Origin of the sequence: Ktedonobacter sp. SOSP1-85 (genome assembly GCF_016587415.1) — a bacterium.
GTDB lineage: Bacteria > Chloroflexota > Ktedonobacteria > Ktedonobacterales > Ktedonobacteraceae > Ktedonobacter.
Window position 1 is genome coordinate 1 of record NZ_BNJI01000002.1, and the last position, 16,537, is coordinate 16,537.

The following is a 16,537-nucleotide window of genomic DNA, read 5'->3' on the forward strand; positions in this document are numbered from 1 at the left end:
TGACCGGCGGGCACCATTTGAGGAATCTCTGCATAATAGCGCCAGGCATTAAGATCAGGAGAAGGGATATCCGGTGTGATGGTGGAACTTTCTTCGGTGATGAGAAAACGACTGGTCATCGCAAGCAAATCTGAGGTATCACTATTGCCTGGGTAGATATAATGAATAGTTCCATCCTTCGCTATAAGTTGTCCCAGGAGGATAGGCGCCCCTTCAGGCTGATTTTTATCAGGCAGTAACCAGGCATAATAGCTCTTCCCATTTTGAGCGGCTGGAATGGATTTGAGATCTAGTTCTAATTTACTGTTGTTTCCCCTGGCCGTATCCTGGTCCATATTTACGCTACTGAGAAAGAAAGCCTGCCCAACAGTGCTATTTGTGCTGGTGGTCGTGGTGGCCTTATGCGGCGTTTGCAGGAGAAAGAACACGCCTGACCCCGCACAATCAAGATACTAATGAATAGGGCCGCGATCACTATACGCATCCTCTGGTGCTTTTGCGCTCCTGGTGCATGTGACGGTAGGGGGGCTACCGGTGGCATCTTTGAAGGAGATGAGAATGTGGGCCTTACTGGTATTGCAACCGTCTGCCCTCCTGGCATCACTTTGAGCAGCTGCTTCGGATTGCTCATCATCATCAGGCACTTGTTGGCCCGGTTTGGAGAGAAGAGTTGCTCCGGAGTCAAGGATATCAGCAGTCGCTATTTTGTCACTGGTTGCGACTCCTGCCAATGGCGGTTCAGAATCTGGCAAATTCAGGGGGCCACTAGTGCCCTCCACCCTTTCTGCTGAGAGCAGATCGACTTTCGCTGCATCTTCATCAACAACCGCATTCAGCTTTTGCTGGCCCAGCATAGCCGCAGGGGGCGAAGTAATTACCGTCGCGGCTTCTTGATCAACTGGTTGTGCATCATTCGTTGATCCTTGCGCTTGATGTGTCGAGGCAAGTGCCAGCCGCACAGCTTCTGGCACTGGGAGATCGAGTGCCTCCGCCACCGCGGCGGTCATAGCAGCAGCGCTGGAGAAACGATCCTGTGGATCTCTGGCGATGCTTTTAAGGAGAACTTCTGATAACGCAGAGGAGAGGTCGGGATTAATGCTGCGTGGATCAGTGGGCTCTTCAAGAACGTGCTGGAGCATAATATGACTCGAACTCCCACCCGAAAAAGGTGGCTGCGAGGTAAACAGTTCATAGAGAACAATGCCCAGAGAATAAAGGTCGGTGCGGTTGCTTATTAATCCATTCTGCACCTGCTCAGGAGAAATATAGAGGGGAGTGCCAAATACCATTCCGGCTACTGTTCGGGAAGGAGCATCCATCACCTTGGCCAGACCAAAATCTGAGAGAATCGGCTCACCCATTGGATTATGCGTCCGATTCTTTTGGTCAAGCAAAATATTCGCCGGTTTAATATCACGGTGGATTGTGCCTTGCCGATGTGCATAATCTAAAGCCAGGCTAATAGGGGTAAAGAGCTGAATAATATCGTTAGCAGAAGGAAAATTCTTCTGCTGTGACGTAGTGCGGATATAATGAGCCAGGGTCTGACCCTGGATATACTCCATAACCATATAGGCTGGTGTATCTTCAGTCTCAGTTGATTCCGATATATGAAAGTCATAGATTTGTACAATGTTTGGGTGACGCAGGGCTGCAACCATCTGCGCTTCCTGAGTAAAACGAGAGATAAAATCCGGGTCTGCATGTAAATTTGCATGCAGTAATTTTATAGCGACATAGCGATGCAATTGAGTATCAAGAGCTTTCCATACCTCTGCCATCCCACCACTTCCCAAAAGCTCCTGCAATTCATATTTCCCAATGCGTCGGGGAATATGGCTCATGAACTGAATCTCCTTTATGCTTTTTCATATCGCTTAGCTCAATTTCACCATCATATACATTTATGCATTTACATATTAACATGGAATAGAGAAAAAGATTACTATGTGTTGTGCTCTTGTTGGCCTCGCCGTTCTTCCAGTTGGCGTTGCAGAAAGGCCAGCTTATCAGGATTCAAAATGCTGTACAATCCCACAATGACATTATCGAGGATATCGAGTGTCAATACCCAGTTGAGCTGTGAAGCGCTCCAGGACAGAAGCGCAGGCGTACCATTCACCTCCTCGATGAAAAGGGTATGGCTTGCTGGCACTTTGCGCATCAATGTGAGGAACAGCCTGGCAACCGTTTCTTAGCCAGAGACGGGAAGCAGACCTGCGTGGACCTTGCCGCCACTGAAGATCTCCTTGGGCTCCTTGACCCTGAAATATTTGTATTTACAAGAAAGTAATCTGATACACAGCATATCCTGGTATTGTGCGTTTAATTATCAACCATAACATTTTCTCTATGTTTTTGAAAGGATTTTATGCCAATGCCTAAAAAATTATTCTTGAGTATGTCATTCTTCGGTCTTGTATGTTTTCTTCTCTTTTTATCTGCTTGCGGGACAGCAGGTCAGGGATACCTGCCTCCTGCTGGTACCCAGACGGGAACAGCAGCTCCTACCACAGCCACTCCTACCACTATGCCGACAACAATGCCAACTCCTACCGTTAGCCAGGGAGATTTTGCGGCATTTGTGAGTCATAGTGGAGGTGCAATAACACAGGTGCAAGAGCAGGAGTATGGTAATAGCACAACCATTCACTCTGCTGTTGATCGCCCGGTTGCCTACATTACCCAGCCATACCTCTCTGTACCTCCTCGGGCAAGAGGACAGGTGTTTATTCAGAACGATTCAGCCAATCCCCAGACGCTCGTAAGCGATACACCAGATGGTTTTGCACCATTCACAATGGCGCCTTACACCACCACGACACTCGTTTTCACTCGCACAGGGAACTTCAGGTCTCATCTACAAGCTTATCCTGATGTAACCCTCACAATCTTTATCAGCATGCCTTATTCCTAAAATGCAAATCCCAACATTAAAACGGCTCTTGTCCACTTTGGATACTGGTGGCGAAGTCAAAAATGATGCTCATGTCAGCTTGAATTCATTGAATCCCAAGCGTGAACCTCGACTTCGCCACCAGTATCCAAAGTGGACAAGAGCCAAGATATGCGGCAGAAACTTGTATTTTTTTAATACTCTCAGGTACACTTCTTCTCGGAGGGACAAACCCACATAGTAGGCAAGAGAAACGGCGTTTGATCAGGGCCTTACTACGGTAAAGAAAAAAATATCTGTGCATCTGGAATGCAACGACGATGCACGTTCAATCGCGATCGAGTGTTCCGTCATGAGCAGGTCACTGAGGCTGCTCCTTGTTTGTCTGATAGACACGTTCTCCCCTGTCCATGCAGGCCTCTCCTCTATGGGAACTTCAGAGCTCTGGTGTACATCTCCTTCAGAGAAAAGAGCATTTTAGGAGGAATACAGCTATTTTTAGAAGTCCATTGCTGTTGCGACGTTTCTCATTACCCAAAATCTGGATCCCACTTTTGATTACTTTCGTCCTTATCGGTTCACTGACCGCTCTCTTCCTTCCTCGGCTCATGGCCAGCATGCAAGTACCATGTAGCAAGGAAAACCTGACAGGAATAGTCCAAACCATTTCCCCGGCATCAGAAACTGGCTCAACAACGATTGGCCTTATCACTCGAGGCAATACTCAAGGCAGGGTTGCTGACAGTTGCAACACATGTTGATTTTTCGTATACTTCAGGTATCGAGGTCAACGCATCGATGGCCCGGCAGCGAATTGTCTCGCGGGGTCAGAACCCAGGAGGAAGCCAGGAGGACGCAGGTGGTCAAAACGCACACGCTCTCGTTCCCCATCCGCGTGCCCGATGGCATGCAAGCTCAGGCCCTGCGGCTCCTCGATGCCAGCCGCCTCGCCATCAACCAGATCATCACCACGCTCTGGCCCCAACTCGATGCCTTTGCTGGCGAGAGGGCTGGTCCTGCCTGGAAGCAGGTCGAGCGCCACCTGCTCACCCGCTCTGGTCACGGCAGCCGGCAAGAGCGCTGCGAGATGGAGCAGGCGGGCCGCATCCTGCGCGCGCAGGCCAGCCGCAAGCGCGTCTTCGAGGCGATCGTGCCCCTGCTCTCCGAGGGCTTGATCATCCCCGCCCAAGGCAAGCGGCCCGCCAGAAAAGATCACCGGCAGATCACCGAGCAGGTCAGCACCCTGCGCGCACAGCTGCAGGATGCCGGGGAGGATGCTGAGGCGTTTGTGGCCATGACCAATCTCATGGCACAGGCCTGCAACTGGTACCTGCACACCGGAGCGTTCCCTCGCACCTATGAAGCCCTTCAACCCGTGCCCGTCCTGTCGGTTGGTCACCTGACCTTTGCCGGAGACGACGGCATGAAGGCCGGTCAGACCTATCGGGCACGCATCGAGCTGGCCCCGGGCTGCGATCTCGAGAGCCGGCAAGAGCGACAACTCGCATCGCTCTCGCTGCGACTGCGCACCCCCGATGACCAGGGGAAATGGAGCTGGGGTGCCTGGAGCCAGGCCATCGCGCTGCCCCCTGCCGTCTGCGCGCTCCTCGCGCAAGGGGCTCTCTCCCAGGCGCCGACCTTGAGAGAGATCCGGGGCGACGATGGCAGCCGTGTGGCCGTGCTCGATCTCACCCTGGAGGTATCGGCCAGGTACGTCTCTCCGCTCGAGCAGGAGACGCGCGTGCTGGGCTGGGACTGGGGGGTGCGCTCGCTGATCACGGTCTCGATCCTGCAACCGCCGGAGGAGGGCGACGAGGAGCGGTATCGGCAGGTGAGCCGTCCACTGTTCCTGGATACGGGCGGCATCGATGGCAGGCAGGCGCGCTTGCGAAGGGAGATTGATCGGCTCAAGGCCTGCCGCGATCGCTACGGGCAGCTCGTCAAGGAGGCCCAGGCCGCCCAGCAGGAGCATGGAGCCCCGCTCCCCGCGCATCTTGCGGGCTGGCAGCAGCGCGTCCGGGAGTACGATGCGCGCATCAGCCAGTGCTGGAAGAGCTACGAGCGGAGAAACCGCGAACTGGCGCACCTGGCCTCCAACCTGTTGATCCTACTGGCGCTGCTCTCCGACTGCCGGCTCATCTGCGGAGAAGACCTCAGGACGCTCAAGACGCAGGGGCGTGGCCGTGGGGTGCGGGGACGCTTCCGCAACTGGCGCAACAATAGCACTGTGCGAGGCGAGCTCTGGCGTGTCCTCAAGTACAAGTGCCACCTGTTGGGCATCCGGGCGCGGCAGGTGGAAGCGCGTGGCACGACCCACACCTGTCCTCGCTGTGGTGAGCCGGCCAGGACGTACGCCTCTGCTGCACCAGAGGACCGGAAGAAGGCCGTGGCGTGGGGGCCGATGCTCTGCTGCTCGAACGCCGAGTGCCTGTGGAACGGGGCGAGGGATTACGCGGCGTCGCTCAACATTGCTCGGCTGGGCATGGCCTTTCTCCTCACCTCTCAGCAAACCCGGCGGTACGAGTCGTACCGCATGACCTCTCCGGAGGTCAACTCCTGCTTGTATAGCGGGCAGGAGGCGACGCTGCTGTTGCCGTCGCAGGGGATCACACCCCGCTCGCCTGAGGGCAAACATGTTTACTATGCCGGATGGTCCTACGCCATCGCACTGCGCACCTCTCAGCCCAGAGGGGTGCTCGCCATCCTTTCGACGTCTCAGCTGAGGAAGGACGTGCTCTCGAGTGCGTGAACATCGCATAGTATCCTGTTTTTGCAACGGTAGATACACTTATCTTCGTGAATTCTTTTGTCCATGTGTATATGCAGCAAGGAACAGCATGTCATACAGCCCAACGAAGGTCATTGAGTGATCTGAAAGTTGGGCAAAAGGTCAAGGTATGGTCCAGCAGTGGCATAACGACTTTGAGTTATCCTGGGCAGCTTCAGGATGTGACTGATGTTGTCATTTTTGAAGGCCGGGCCGCCGCATTCCCCTCGCCTTCAGGCAGGGGTTAGGCGGCCCCTCTCGCTCTATTCTAGCATGGTATGGCATACCATGCTAGAATAGAGCGTATGAGAGAACAACATACGAAGCATGCCACATATAAAATAGCATACCATTTTGTATGGTGTCCCAAGTATCGCAAGACTATTCTGGTGGGGAATATCGCCACGTTTATTGAGGAAGAAATCAGGCGATTATGTGAGGCGAATACTTGGGAGATCGGCGCACTCAATGTACAGGAAGACCACGTTCACCTCTTTTTGAGTGCGCCACCCGCTATTGCGCCCTCTCTCATTGTTAATACCCTCAAAGGGATTACTGCGAGACAAGTCTTTAAGCAGCATCCCGAAGTCAAAAAACAACTGTGGGGTGGGAATTTCTGGTCTCGCAGTTACTACGTTGGCATCGTCGGAGACATGACCGAGGAAACCGTCAAAAAATATATCGAGTTGGGACAAGGGACATGAGAAAAACGTACAAGTACCGTTTAGCTCCCAATAAGACGGTGGAGAACAAACTCCATTGGGTTCTGGCACGTTGTCGAGAACTCTACAATGCGGGTCTTTCCGAGAGGAAGGATGCTTACCGTATGGTGGGCAAATCGATCACCTACTATGATCAACAAAATGTCCTTCCAGAGATCAAGGCAAAGATCAGAGAAGAGTATCAGGATATCGCTGCTCATGTCCTGCAAGATGTGTTAAAACGACTGGACAAGGCATTTCAACGGTTTTTTGATCGCTGTGCCAAAGGCCAGAAACCAGGATACCCGCGTTTTCAGGGTCGTAACCGCTATAACTCGTTTACCTACCCGGACGGCGCTGGCTGGAAATTGGATCAACAAACACGCCCGCCTGATAAGAAGGGCATGGTCAGAGTCAATCTGAAATTGACGAAGATTGGAACAGTGAAACTGCACCTGCATCGAGACATGATAGGCAAAGTCAAAACCTTGACCATCAAGCGCGAGGGAGAGCATTGGTATGCCTGTTTTAGCTGCGAAGTGGACAAGCCGGAAGCCTTGCCTAGCAGCTATGAGGATGTAGGGATAGACCTGGGTGTGACTCACTTTGCCGCCTTGTCCAATGGTGAATTCCTTGAGAACCCGCGCCATTATCGGAGAGCAGAGAACAAGCTCAAGAAGCTACAAGAGTCCTTGTCTCGCAAGAAGCGCGGCAGTCATCGCAGAGCGAAGGCAGTGAAGCGCGTGGCAAAGGCCCATCGTAAGGTCCGCAATCAGCGTGCCGACTTCGCTCACAAAGCCTCAAGAAAGCTCGTCAATCGCTATCAAGTGATCGTGCTTGAGGATCTCACCATGGCCAATCTGGTGAAACAGCCCAAGCCGAAGCAGGACGAAGAGACAGGACAGTATTTGCCTAATGGGGCGGCAGCCAAAGCGGGATTAAACAAATCAATAGCCGACGCTGGTTGGAGTCAATTTGTGGGAATGTGTACGTACAAGGCAGCATGGGCCGGGCGTACTCTCGTACAAGTTGATCCTAAGTACACCAGCCAGATTTGCCCGAATTGCGGGAATGTACGCAAGAAGACGTTAGAAGAGCGGTGGCATTCTTGTACGTGTGGGTGTGAACTGGATCGGGATACGGCCTCAGCGAAGGTCATCCTCGGTATCGGACGAAAACAGCTTTCGGTCGGGACGCGGCCAACGCGGGCAACTGCGTAGAAGCCTCTCCATTCTATGGGGAGGTACGTTCACTAAGCGTCGTCCGGTCCATCTGCATTCAAAGGCCCTGTTGCATTCTTCCTGCGCAGAGGCATCACAAAAAAGCGTGACTCTCTGCTAAACAGTTACACTAGTAACTGTGAGAATGAGACCCTATAGCAGAGTTCATGGAGACTAACAAGATTTTATGGCACGTCACCAGATCGCGATCAAACGCATTTATGAGACACCCGAAAAAGATGACGGCACGCGCGTTTTAGTTGAGCGTCTCTGGCCTCGCGGTTTCACGAAAGAACGCGCTCATATTGATCTCTGGCTCAAGGAGATCGCGCCCAGCAATGATCTTCGCCACTGGTTCAATCACGAGCCAGCCAAATTTGACGAATTCCGACACCGTTATGAAGAGGAGTTAAAAGCGCCAGAGAGGCAGGCCGCCCTCAAACGCCTCAACGACATGGCATTGCAGGGGCCGCTAACGCTCGTGTATTCCGCGCATGATAGCGAGCACAACAACGCTGTTGTGCTACGCGACCTGCTCAACCACTAGGGTCTTATTCCGAAACCCAACGTCACTTGCGTGTCTAGCGCTTTCCCCATTCGGGGACAGGCGCGCTCAGGGTTTTCGGAGAAGAAGTAGATCAAAAGGCTTGAAGAATTAAAATTCTTCGCTTTCCTCTTCTCGTTCTGCAGGTGTGCCGCGCTCGCCCTGCCCGTTGCCCCACTCTGCTTGCTCGATTGAGGCCAGTCCACGCAGAACGAGCGAGCGGGTGAGGGACTGAGCCAGCGAGGAGTCTCGCTCTTCGTAAGCCTGGATCAGGCGAGCGTGATCTTTGAGTGAGCGTTCCATGCGCCCTGGATAGGACAGCGTGTGATGACGCAAGTGAAGCGTGCGCAGGCCAAGGGAACTGAGCATTTGTTGCAGATAGAGGTTGCCGCAGATTTCGGCTTCAGTGGCGCGAAATGAGAGATTGCTCCAGAAATAAGCATCCAGGTCATTGTTTTTGACCGCTTCTTCTAAGCGCGCCTGGTGCTCCCAGAGTGTGTGAATTGCTTCGTCTGAGGCCTGGGTGACGATGAGTTCCGCGACCAGGATGTAGAGATGCGCTCGCACCTGGTAGATTTCGCGCACTTCGCGTAGACTGATGGGCGTCACATAGGGCCGCCGGCGCGGCGGAATCGTTACCAGGCCCTCTTTTTCCAGGAGCATCAAGGCCTCGCGCACCGGTGTACGGCTGGTCTTAAATTGCCTGGAAAGCGCGACCGAGTTCAGGTCGTCACCTGGCCGCAGGCGCCCATCGATGATGGCGAGTCCGACCCACTCAGCGATTGAGCCGACCAGCGAATCGAGGTTTGCCGAACGTTCCAGTGCGTTGGCGAAGATGCTGTGCATTGAGACTTCCACGACTATCCCCCTCTTTGTGTATTCTCTGAGAGAGAATTATATACTATTCTGCCCGGCTTTTATAAGTGTCTACACTTTTCCTTAAAATCGGGTTGACTAGTGCTATTTTAGCATGTTATTATTGATTTGCAAAACAAAGTGTCGACTCTTCTTCGGATGACAATAAGTGGCAAAAATAAAAAGCTTCAGGAAGAGTTGGCTATAGCAAGAAGACAGCGCTTATCAGGAGGAAACCTATGCTTGCTTTGCGTGCCCATTTACCTGGCACTGATCTGGAGTATTATTCGCTCCCAGCTCTCCAGGATCAGGGTCTGGGAGATCCAGGCCGTCTGCCAATGACGGTGAAAATCTTGTTGGAAATGCAGTTGCGTGATGAACACGCGGCGCCTGAGACCATCAGAGGCCTTGCGCAGTGGACAGGAGAGCCGCCCTCGGAGAAGTTTGAAGTTCCTTTCAGGCCCGCTCGCGTGCTTTTACACGATTATACCGGCATACCGGCAGTGGTCGACCTGGCCGCAATGCGCGCAGCTATGGCGCGAGCTGGCAAAGATCCGCGCCGCGTCAATCCGTTTGTGCCGGCCCATTTAGTGATTGATCATAGCGTTCAGGTCAGCCAGTCTGGCTCTCAACGAGCATATCAGGCCAATAGCGAGCGCGAATATGAGCAGAACAGTGAGCGCTTTGCCCTTTTGCGCTGGGCTCAGCAAAACTTTGACAATTTTGCGCTGGTGCCTCCTGGCATGGGTATCTGCCACCAGATTAACCTGGAACACTTGAGTCGCTGTGTTCAGGTCCAGTCGATAGGCGGACGCCAGGTTGTCATTCCTGACACCCTGGTTGGCACAGATTCCCATACGCCAATGGTCAATGGACTCGGCGTCCTGGGCTGGGGCGTGGGTGGTATTGAGGCGGAGGCGTGTATGCTGGGGCAGCCGATGTATCTACCGTTCCCAGTGGTTATCGGGGTACGTTTCTCCAACGCGCTGCCGCCTGGCACGACTGCTACCGACCTGGTGCTGACACTCACCCAGTTGCTGCGCAAGCACGGTGTTGTCAATACCTTCGTTGAGTTTTGTGGAGATGGACTCTCCAGTCTGAGTGTCGCGGACCGGGCCACACTCGCCAATATGTGCCCGGAGTATGGCGCGACCGCCGCCTTTTTCCCGGTTGATGCGCAAACGTTACGTTATTTGGAGACCAGCAATCGCGAGATCGAGCTTATTCAACTAGTTGAGCGCTATTGCAAAGAGCAGGGGCTCTTCCGCGTCGATGGCGCGCCACTGCCCATCTTCAGTGAACTGCTCGAACTCGATCTCGCGACGATCGAGCCGAGCCTGGCGGGGCCAAAGCGCCCTGAGGGTCGTGTGCCGCTCTCCGGAGTGCGGGAAAATTTCTCCGCCGCATTCCCTTCAAAGGAGCAAGAGACGCGCCCTGTTGACCTGGTTTCCGCTGTGCCCACACCAGCCCACTCGGACGAACAGTTGAGTGATGGCTCGGTCGTTATTGCGGCCCTGACCAGTTGCACAAACACCTCAAATCCCTCTGTAATGATCGCCGCGGGCCTGCTGGCAAAGCGCGCTGTTGAGGTTGGCTTGCGCGTTCCTGCTCACGTCAAGACAAGCCTGGCTCCTGGTTCGCGCGTTGTCACCGAGTATCTGCGCGAGGCCGGACTGCTGAGCTATCTGGAAGCGCTCGGCTTCTATCTCGTCGGCTATGGCTGCACCACCTGCATCGGGAACTCTGGTCCGCTGGTCAGCCCGGCGATAGAGGAGCAGGTTCAGCGCGAGCAACTCAATGTGGCCGCGGTGCTTTCGGGCAATCGCAACTTTGAGGCGCGAATCCACCCGTTAGTGAAGGCCGCCTATCTGGCCTCACCTCCACTGGTTGTCGCCTACGCCCTGGCTGGAACGGTGCGCAAGAATCTGACGAGTGAGCCGCTGGGCCACACGGACGCGGGCCAGCCAATTTTCCTCAGCGATCTCTGGCCCTCTTCAGAAGAGGTGGCGCATATTGTGCAGACTGCGCTGCGCAAAGATCAGTTCGCGCAAGAATATGGCCGGATCTACCAGGGAGATGAGCAATGGCAACAGGTACAGGCGCCTGCTGGCTCAACGTATGCCTGGGAGCCAAACTCAACCTATGTCCAGGAGCCGCCCTTTTTCGCAGATCTCACACCTGATCCGTCTCCATTACGTGATATCGAGGGCGCGCGCGTCCTGGTCGCACTCGGCAATGCCGTCACGACCGATCATATTACTCCCGCCGGAAGCATTGCCGCCGAGAGCCCGGCTGGTCATTTTTTACTTGAGCATGGCGTGCGCAAACCGGACTTTAACACCTATGGGACGCGGCGAGGCAACTATGAGATCGTGATGCGCAGCACCTGGGCGAATATTCGCCTACGCAACGAACTGGCTTCCGGCAAAGAGGGCAGTTGGACTACTCATCAGCCGAGCGGGGAGTTGATGACGATCTTTGATGCCGCCATGCGCTATCGGAAAGAGGGTGTACCGCTGATCGCTCTGGCTGGCAAGGAGTACGGAAACGGCTCTTCGCGCGATACTGCCGCGAAGGGACCATCTTTACTGGGGGTCAAAGCGGTCATTGCGGAGAGCTACGAGCGCATCCATCGCTCAAATCTGGTGAGCATGGGAATTCTGCCTTTGCAATATCAGCCGGGCGAGAACCGCCAGTCGCTGGGACTCACAGGGCAGGAAGAGTTTACGATTCGGGGCATCGCAGATGGTCTGGTACCGGGTCGGTTGCTCGAAGTAGAGGCCAGAGATGGTGAGCGCCTGCAACGCTTTACTGTGCTGGCTCGCGTGGACAACGCAGCCGAAATTGAGTACCTGCGCCATGGCGGTGTGCTCCACATGATCTTGCGCCAGTTGCTCGCGCAGGACTAATGATCTTTTAATAATTAACCTGAGAACAGAGACACTCAACATTCTCTGATTAATTATTAAAACTGCATAAGTAGTGTGCAGATGCATTGAGCGAGGCACGACGCTACTAAAGTACGCGTCTACATATCAAGGACGAGATGCTCCGTACCTGGATATGTAGACGCGTACTTTAGTAGCGTCGGTCGGAGCACAAGATCAACCTTTCTGCATACCGCTGTAAGTTATGAGAAACCCGGCTGAACAATATGTTCAGTCGGAAGCAACAACGCGTGTGCCATTTCAAGCACATAGCCCATCCAAGCATTACGATATCATAAGATGATATTGGTCCTCTTCGGTCATTAACGCGCTCAGTTTTGCCGCAGTGTCTTCCTGAGCCAGTGGAGTATAGATAATCATCTGCAAGTCAGGCTGTTCAGGCATAGGGAAAACTGTGGGATGCAAGGCAAGACGGCCAACGAGCGGATGATTAATTTCGTAGAGGCTGCCACAGTCCAGCACAATCTCATGCTCAGGCCACCAGGCGCGAAACTCTGGACTGGCTTGCTGCAACTCCGCAATCAACTCGCTCAACCATTGATCATCGGGGTATTGGTCATACCTGGCATGCAAGGCGGCGAGGCAGCGCCACGCCGCCCTTTCCCAATGAACCTCAAAAATTCGTGACGATGGATGCATGAAATGAAACCAGGGGGCATTGCGCTCTCGGTCAGTTCGACTGGGATAATCCCCAAAGACCCGATTGGCACTTTCATTCCATCCGACGACATTTAAACGTGGATCGAAGAGCCTGGCCGGGTACATGAAGCCATCAAGAATGGTTTGTGCGGCGGCATTGGGCGCATACTTTTGATCCTTCTGTTCACCCAGGAATGGGCCTGGACCTTGCGCCAGGAGAAACAAATGGCGGCGCTCCTCCTCATTGAGTTGCAAAATGGATGCGAGACGTTCCAGCACCTGATCGGAAACCTGAATATTCCGACCTTGCTCAAGCCAGGTATACCAGGAAACACCCACGCCAACCAGTTGAGCAAGCTCTTCTCGTCTGAGGCCAGGCGTTCGTCTCCTCTGAAATGCTGGGAAATCAAACTGTTCTGGATGCAGACGAGCACGACGGCTTTGTAAAAAATCGGCCAGTCCCGCACGACTCTTGATTCTTTCTCTCATAGGTTCCTCATGACCTCTCTGCACGTTCTCCGGAGGCTGTGTCTTTCTAGACATATGATACAACACACTCCTGGTTAATGCAGAGGAAGCGTTCCATACTATCGCCAGACAGACAAAGTGATTGTTCTGACACGCGCTACAAACGATGTTCGGGTCTGAGACGCGCCACGACTTCAGGCCAGGAATGATCCTGATGCCTGTCTGATGTTCCGTTTTCGCTGATAGAATAACACGAATATAGGAACACGTTGAAATTGGATGGAAAGAAGAAAGAAATGAAGCTGGTACGATATTACACCTCTGGAGCACCAGAAGTCTTACAAGTCGAGAATGCGGCTATTCCTCAGCCTGAGGCCGGTCAGGTCCTGGTCAAAGTCGAAGCCATTGATATTGGGTACGTTGATACGCAGATACGCAACGTGGACTCGCCGTGGGGAACACCCACGTTCCCGGTGGCACCAGGCGACTATGTGTACGGCACGGTGGCCCAGGTGGGGCCAGAGGTGGGCGAGGTTCAGGTGGGAGAGCGTATCCTCGGTTTTGCTCCAGTGGGAGCTTATGCCGAATACGCGCTGGTGCCTCTCGCGCTCCGTTTTCAGCCCTTGCCAGAGGCTTCGCTCTCGCCAGAGGAGCTGGTGACCCTCCCCGTTGCGGGCGAGACGGCGTATCATCTTCTGGCGACCTCGGCGCAGTTGCGCCCTGGTGAACGGGTGCTGATTCACGCAGCTGCCGGAGGCATTGGACATTTTGCGGTGCAATTGGCGCGCGCAATGGGGGCAGGGCAGATCATCGCCACCGCCAGTTCCGCGACTAAACTCGACGTGGCGCAGACCCTGGGAGCTGACACGCTGATCAACTACACCGAGCCGGGTTGGGCCGAGCAGGTTATGCAGGCAACCGGAGGGAAAGGCGTTGATGTCATCCTTGATGTCGTGGGCGGTCAGATCCTGCTTGAAAGCCTTCCACTCCTAGCTCCATTTGGCCGTCTCATTGTCTCCGGTGCAGCTAGTGGGCGCATTCCCGCCTTGCCATCGGAGAGCGTCTCCCAGCTCATGATGGGGATGAAACGGATCGAAGGTTTTTCGTCCTTCACCCTCATGCAGCAGCATCCTGATCTCATTGCACAGGGGAGGCAGGCCTTTAGACGCTACGTCGAGCAAGGAAACGTTCGTCCACGTATCATGCGCACCTTCGCGCTTGAAGAAGTTGCGGAAGCGCACCGCTTGCTGGAGTCGCGGGCCTCGTATGGCAAAATCGTGCTTCGTCCCTAAACTAGCGTATGGCATATGGAGCGCAGGGATCTTCTCTTTTTCCCTGCGCCTCTGCTCAGGAAAATGAATATCCGTTTTTACATGTGTATCGTGTCGGGCGCGACAGAAGGAAACCCCTCTTTCCTCTCCATGCCTCAAGACAGGGGTATCCAGAGGTGCAGGTCTGATGTATAATCGCATGAAGTCACTGACGCCTATATGATGAGTGAGTAGAACATGTACCCGGCATCATTTTTTCGTGGGTAGAAAAGGAGGCAAGGAGTGGAGCAGGTTCCTTTAGAAGGCGACAGACACGGCACTGTTTTCGATGTTCCGCCTGAACATATTGTGCAGTCGAGCAGCGGAAAGGGCTGGAATGGGCTTGATATTGCGGAGGTCATCCACCCACTCGATGATTTTGCCTTGCCTGCTCTTCCTCGCCATATCCTTATCCTCAATCTCAGTGCTCCTTCTACTATTCAAGAACGGCTCGCTGGACGTCAAGGACAACTTGGAACCGGCAACCTGGTCATTTTGCCTGCGGGAGCGCCGACCAACTGGCACCTGGAACGCGAGGGAGAGGTACGCCACCTGCATCTGTATCTCTCACCCACCTTCATCCAGGAGATCGCCGCCTCGGCAGACATTTATCCTGATACGGTTGAGTTCATTGGTACCCTCGGCATTTTCGATCCACAGATCGAGTCCATCGCGCTCTCGTTGTTCTCGGAGCTTCGCTCAGATGGTCTGGGTGGGAAGCTCTATGTAGAGTCATTAGCGAACATTCTGGGCATCCACCTGCTCAGACAACACTCGTCAGTAAAGCAGCCCTCCCTCCCAAGATCCGTTGGTCTTGACAAGGTGACGCTCAGACGCGTCAGCATGTACATTGAAGAACATCTCGCCGAGGGTCTCTCGCTTTCAGAAATCGCGGCTGTCGCGTCTCTCAGCCCCTACCACTTCACGCGTCTCTTCAAAGCGTCAACCGGCTTTTCTCCTCATCAGTATGTCATCCAGCGTCGAATTGAGCGAGCCAAACTGTTACTCTCCACAACTAACTGGTCCCTCACCACCGTTGCGCACGCAGTAGGATTTGCGAATGAAAGCCACCTGGCGCTACACTTCAAGCGTCTCACTGGAATCATCCCCAGTTCTTATCGTTAACCGCGCAAGAATATGGGCTCATCTCTCGTTGCTTCGTGTTGGAGTAAGGAGAGAACAGTTCCTTAAAGAGTGCCGCCTGTTAACTGTTAAATAGAAGGAAAGGCAAGAGGTAATGGGGGCTGAATGCAAGAAAGAAGATAAAGCAATTTATACTAATTGACATACAATGATTTGCATGTTACAATACGGGCACCTGTTGCTACGATTTTCTCATCACTTCAGGTCCTAGAGATGAATTTCTCAACCTAAAGTGAATGCAGCGCTTCTTACCGGTCCCGAGAGAAATCTCAATCCGGAACGAATGCAGCGCTTCTTTTAGGTTGTCCTGGAGCGATTGACAGAATTTCAAAGCGACTCCCGCCTCGAGCCTTCGGAAGGAGGTGTAGACACGATGAGTCTGGTCCGTGAGGCGGTGCTGGCGATTTTCACCAGGTGCCGCGAGTGCAAGAGGGGCAACCACTGCCGCCTCTGCTGGTGCTGCCGTCGCTAGCACGCGACCTCCCAGCCAGGTAACATCGATCTAGAGGAAGGAGTTCTCAAGAATGAGTGCGTGACCACACATGGTCACGCACTCATTCTCATTCTAGCCCCATCCGCTTTCTTAACGAGCTAGGATACGCACGAAAATATACAGTAAGAGCGGGGCCCCAGACCGCGACCAACCCAAGCAACCGATGCGATCCAGGAGGATCGCCGAACTCCATCCCCGTAGCACGCGAGAGCACGAAAGCAGCGCGGCTCCTGGCTGCTACCGATAGGGGTAGGAATGCTCTGTGCATTGCTCCTCGCCATAGGCAGGCAATTCCTGATGGAGTGGGAATGACGATCAAGGATGACATACAATACGGGCGGGCACGCACAACCAAGGTCGATCACTTCATCGTGCATGAACGGGATACATCGATTCTCACGCGCTTCACGGCGATCAATCTCAAAGAGCAAGTGTCTATCTTTAAGGTGCGGGGGTGGCAAGAATTTGTGCAAAACATCAAAGAGGTGAGGAGTAGCTTTTAGCTGACTGTGTGCTTGCCATGCTCGTGCGCTCATCATTTGCAAAATTCTTG

Annotated in this window: 16 protein-coding genes; 10 read left to right on the top strand and 6 right to left on the bottom strand. The window is 53.8% G+C overall.

What is annotated here, in order from left to right; translation table 11 throughout:
• The 3 genes from KTE_RS28260 to KTE_RS28270 form a co-directional block, all read right to left on the bottom strand.
• Window positions 1-428, bottom strand: a 428-nt coding sequence (locus KTE_RS28260) for a hypothetical protein (protein ID WP_201387306.1), incomplete at its 3' end; no start/stop codon positions are given.
• Between the two features lie 24 nt (window positions 429-452).
• Window positions 453-1,844 (bottom strand): serine/threonine-protein kinase, encoded by a 1,392-nt coding sequence (locus KTE_RS28265; protein ID WP_201387308.1) that lies wholly within the window; start codon window positions 1,842-1,844, stop codon window positions 453-455.
• A 101-nt stretch (window positions 1,845-1,945) separates the two neighbouring features.
• Window positions 1,946-2,164, bottom strand: a complete 219-nt coding sequence (locus tag KTE_RS28270; protein WP_201387309.1) for a hypothetical protein — start codon at window positions 2,162-2,164, stop codon at window positions 1,946-1,948.
• A 213-nt stretch (window positions 2,165-2,377) separates the two neighbouring features.
• On the opposite strand from KTE_RS28270, the gene KTE_RS28275 reads away from it, so the two are divergent.
• Entirely contained in the window at window positions 2,378-2,917 is a 540-nt protein-coding gene (locus tag KTE_RS28275; RefSeq protein WP_201387311.1) for a hypothetical protein, read from the top strand.
• Window positions 2,918-3,683: 766 nt separating this feature from the next.
• On the opposite strand, the gene KTE_RS47945 is transcribed toward KTE_RS28275, so the two are convergent.
• Entirely contained in the window at window positions 3,684-4,982 is a 1,299-nt protein-coding gene (locus KTE_RS47945) for a hypothetical protein (RefSeq protein WP_236600708.1), read from the bottom strand.
• Between the two features lie 102 nt (window positions 4,983-5,084).
• On the opposite strand from KTE_RS47945, the gene KTE_RS47950 reads away from it, so the two are divergent.
• From KTE_RS47950 to KTE_RS28300, 5 genes are all read left to right on the top strand, one after another.
• Complete coding sequence (locus KTE_RS47950; RefSeq protein WP_236600709.1) at window positions 5,085-5,645, top strand: transposase; 561 nt, start codon at window positions 5,085-5,087, stop codon at window positions 5,643-5,645.
• Between the two features lie 71 nt (window positions 5,646-5,716).
• On the top strand, window positions 5,717-5,911 hold the full coding sequence (locus KTE_RS49840) for a DUF3221 domain-containing protein (protein ID WP_374226848.1): 195 nt from the start codon (window positions 5,717-5,719) through the stop codon (window positions 5,909-5,911).
• A 57-nt stretch (window positions 5,912-5,968) separates the two neighbouring features.
• Window positions 5,969-6,367, top strand: coding sequence for an IS200/IS605 family transposase (gene tnpA, locus KTE_RS28290; protein WP_201387317.1), 399 nt, complete (start codon window positions 5,969-5,971; stop codon window positions 6,365-6,367).
• Window positions 6,364-7,584 (top strand): transposase, encoded by a 1,221-nt coding sequence (locus tag KTE_RS28295; RefSeq protein WP_236600710.1) that lies wholly within the window; start codon window positions 6,364-6,366, stop codon window positions 7,582-7,584. The genes tnpA and KTE_RS28295 overlap by 4 nt, the downstream gene beginning before the upstream one ends.
• Window positions 7,585-7,771: 187 nt before the next feature.
• On the top strand, window positions 7,772-8,131 hold the full coding sequence (locus KTE_RS28300) for a DUF488 domain-containing protein (RefSeq protein WP_201387319.1): 360 nt from the start codon (window positions 7,772-7,774) through the stop codon (window positions 8,129-8,131).
• Window positions 8,132-8,239: 108 nt separating this feature from the next.
• Here KTE_RS28300 and KTE_RS28305 read toward each other — a convergent pair whose 3' ends face one another.
• A complete protein-coding gene (locus tag KTE_RS28305; protein WP_236600711.1) occupies window positions 8,240-8,986 on the bottom strand; it encodes a GntR family transcriptional regulator in 747 nt (248 codons plus the stop codon).
• Between the two features lie 236 nt (window positions 8,987-9,222).
• Here KTE_RS28305 and acnA point away from each other — a divergent pair, with 236 nt between their 5' ends.
• Window positions 9,223-11,892, top strand: coding sequence for an aconitate hydratase AcnA (gene acnA / locus KTE_RS28310; RefSeq protein ID WP_201387321.1), 2,670 nt, complete (start codon window positions 9,223-9,225; stop codon window positions 11,890-11,892).
• Window positions 11,893-12,195: 303 nt separating this feature from the next.
• On the opposite strand, the gene KTE_RS28315 is transcribed toward acnA, so the two are convergent.
• Window positions 12,196-13,059: a helix-turn-helix transcriptional regulator gene (locus KTE_RS28315; RefSeq protein ID WP_236600712.1), complete on the bottom strand. Its 864-nt coding sequence runs from the start codon at window positions 13,057-13,059 to the stop codon at window positions 12,196-12,198.
• Between the two features lie 275 nt (window positions 13,060-13,334).
• On the opposite strand from KTE_RS28315, the gene KTE_RS28320 reads away from it, so the two are divergent.
• The 3 genes from KTE_RS28320 to KTE_RS28330 all read left to right on the top strand — a co-directional run bounded on the left by KTE_RS28320 (window position 13,335) and on the right by KTE_RS28330 (window position 16,487).
• On the top strand, window positions 13,335-14,330 hold the full coding sequence (locus KTE_RS28320; protein ID WP_201387325.1) for an NADPH:quinone oxidoreductase family protein: 996 nt from the start codon (window positions 13,335-13,337) through the stop codon (window positions 14,328-14,330).
• Window positions 14,331-14,591: 261 nt separating this feature from the next.
• The gene (locus KTE_RS28325; RefSeq protein WP_201387327.1) at window positions 14,592-15,473 is read left to right on the top strand and encodes an AraC family transcriptional regulator; all 882 of its coding nucleotides are present in this window, start codon (window positions 14,592-14,594) and stop codon (window positions 15,471-15,473) included.
• Window positions 15,474-16,292: 819 nt separating this feature from the next.
• Window positions 16,293-16,487 carry a hypothetical protein gene (locus KTE_RS28330; protein ID WP_201387329.1) on the top strand — a complete coding sequence of 65 codons (195 nt, stop codon included), beginning with the start codon at window positions 16,293-16,295 and terminating at the stop codon, window positions 16,485-16,487.
• Window positions 16,488-16,537 lie beyond the last annotated feature (50 nt).

Coding starts and splice junctions, on each gene's coding strand:
- KTE_RS28265 (WP_201387308.1), bottom strand. CDS start 1,844: ATGAGCCATATTCCCCGACGCATTGGGAAATATGAATTGCAGGAGCTT.
- KTE_RS28270 (WP_201387309.1), bottom strand. CDS start 2,164: ATGCGCAAAGTGCCAGCAAGCCATACCCTTTTCATCGAGGAGGTGAAT.
- KTE_RS28275 (WP_201387311.1), top strand. CDS start 2,378: ATGCCTAAAAAATTATTCTTGAGTATGTCATTCTTCGGTCTTGTATGT.
- KTE_RS49840 (WP_374226848.1), top strand. CDS start 5,717: ATGCAGCAAGGAACAGCATGTCATACAGCCCAACGAAGGTCATTGAGT.
- tnpA (WP_201387317.1), top strand. CDS start 5,969: ATGAGAGAACAACATACGAAGCATGCCACATATAAAATAGCATACCAT.
- KTE_RS28295 (WP_236600710.1), top strand. CDS start 6,364: ATGAGAAAAACGTACAAGTACCGTTTAGCTCCCAATAAGACGGTGGAG.
- KTE_RS28300 (WP_201387319.1), top strand. CDS start 7,772: ATGGCACGTCACCAGATCGCGATCAAACGCATTTATGAGACACCCGAA.
- acnA (WP_201387321.1), top strand. CDS start 9,223: ATGCTTGCTTTGCGTGCCCATTTACCTGGCACTGATCTGGAGTATTAT.
- KTE_RS28315 (WP_236600712.1), bottom strand. CDS start 13,059: ATGAGAGAAAGAATCAAGAGTCGTGCGGGACTGGCCGATTTTTTACAA.
- KTE_RS28320 (WP_201387325.1), top strand. CDS start 13,335: ATGAAGCTGGTACGATATTACACCTCTGGAGCACCAGAAGTCTTACAA.
- KTE_RS28330 (WP_201387329.1), top strand. CDS start 16,293: ATGACGATCAAGGATGACATACAATACGGGCGGGCACGCACAACCAAG.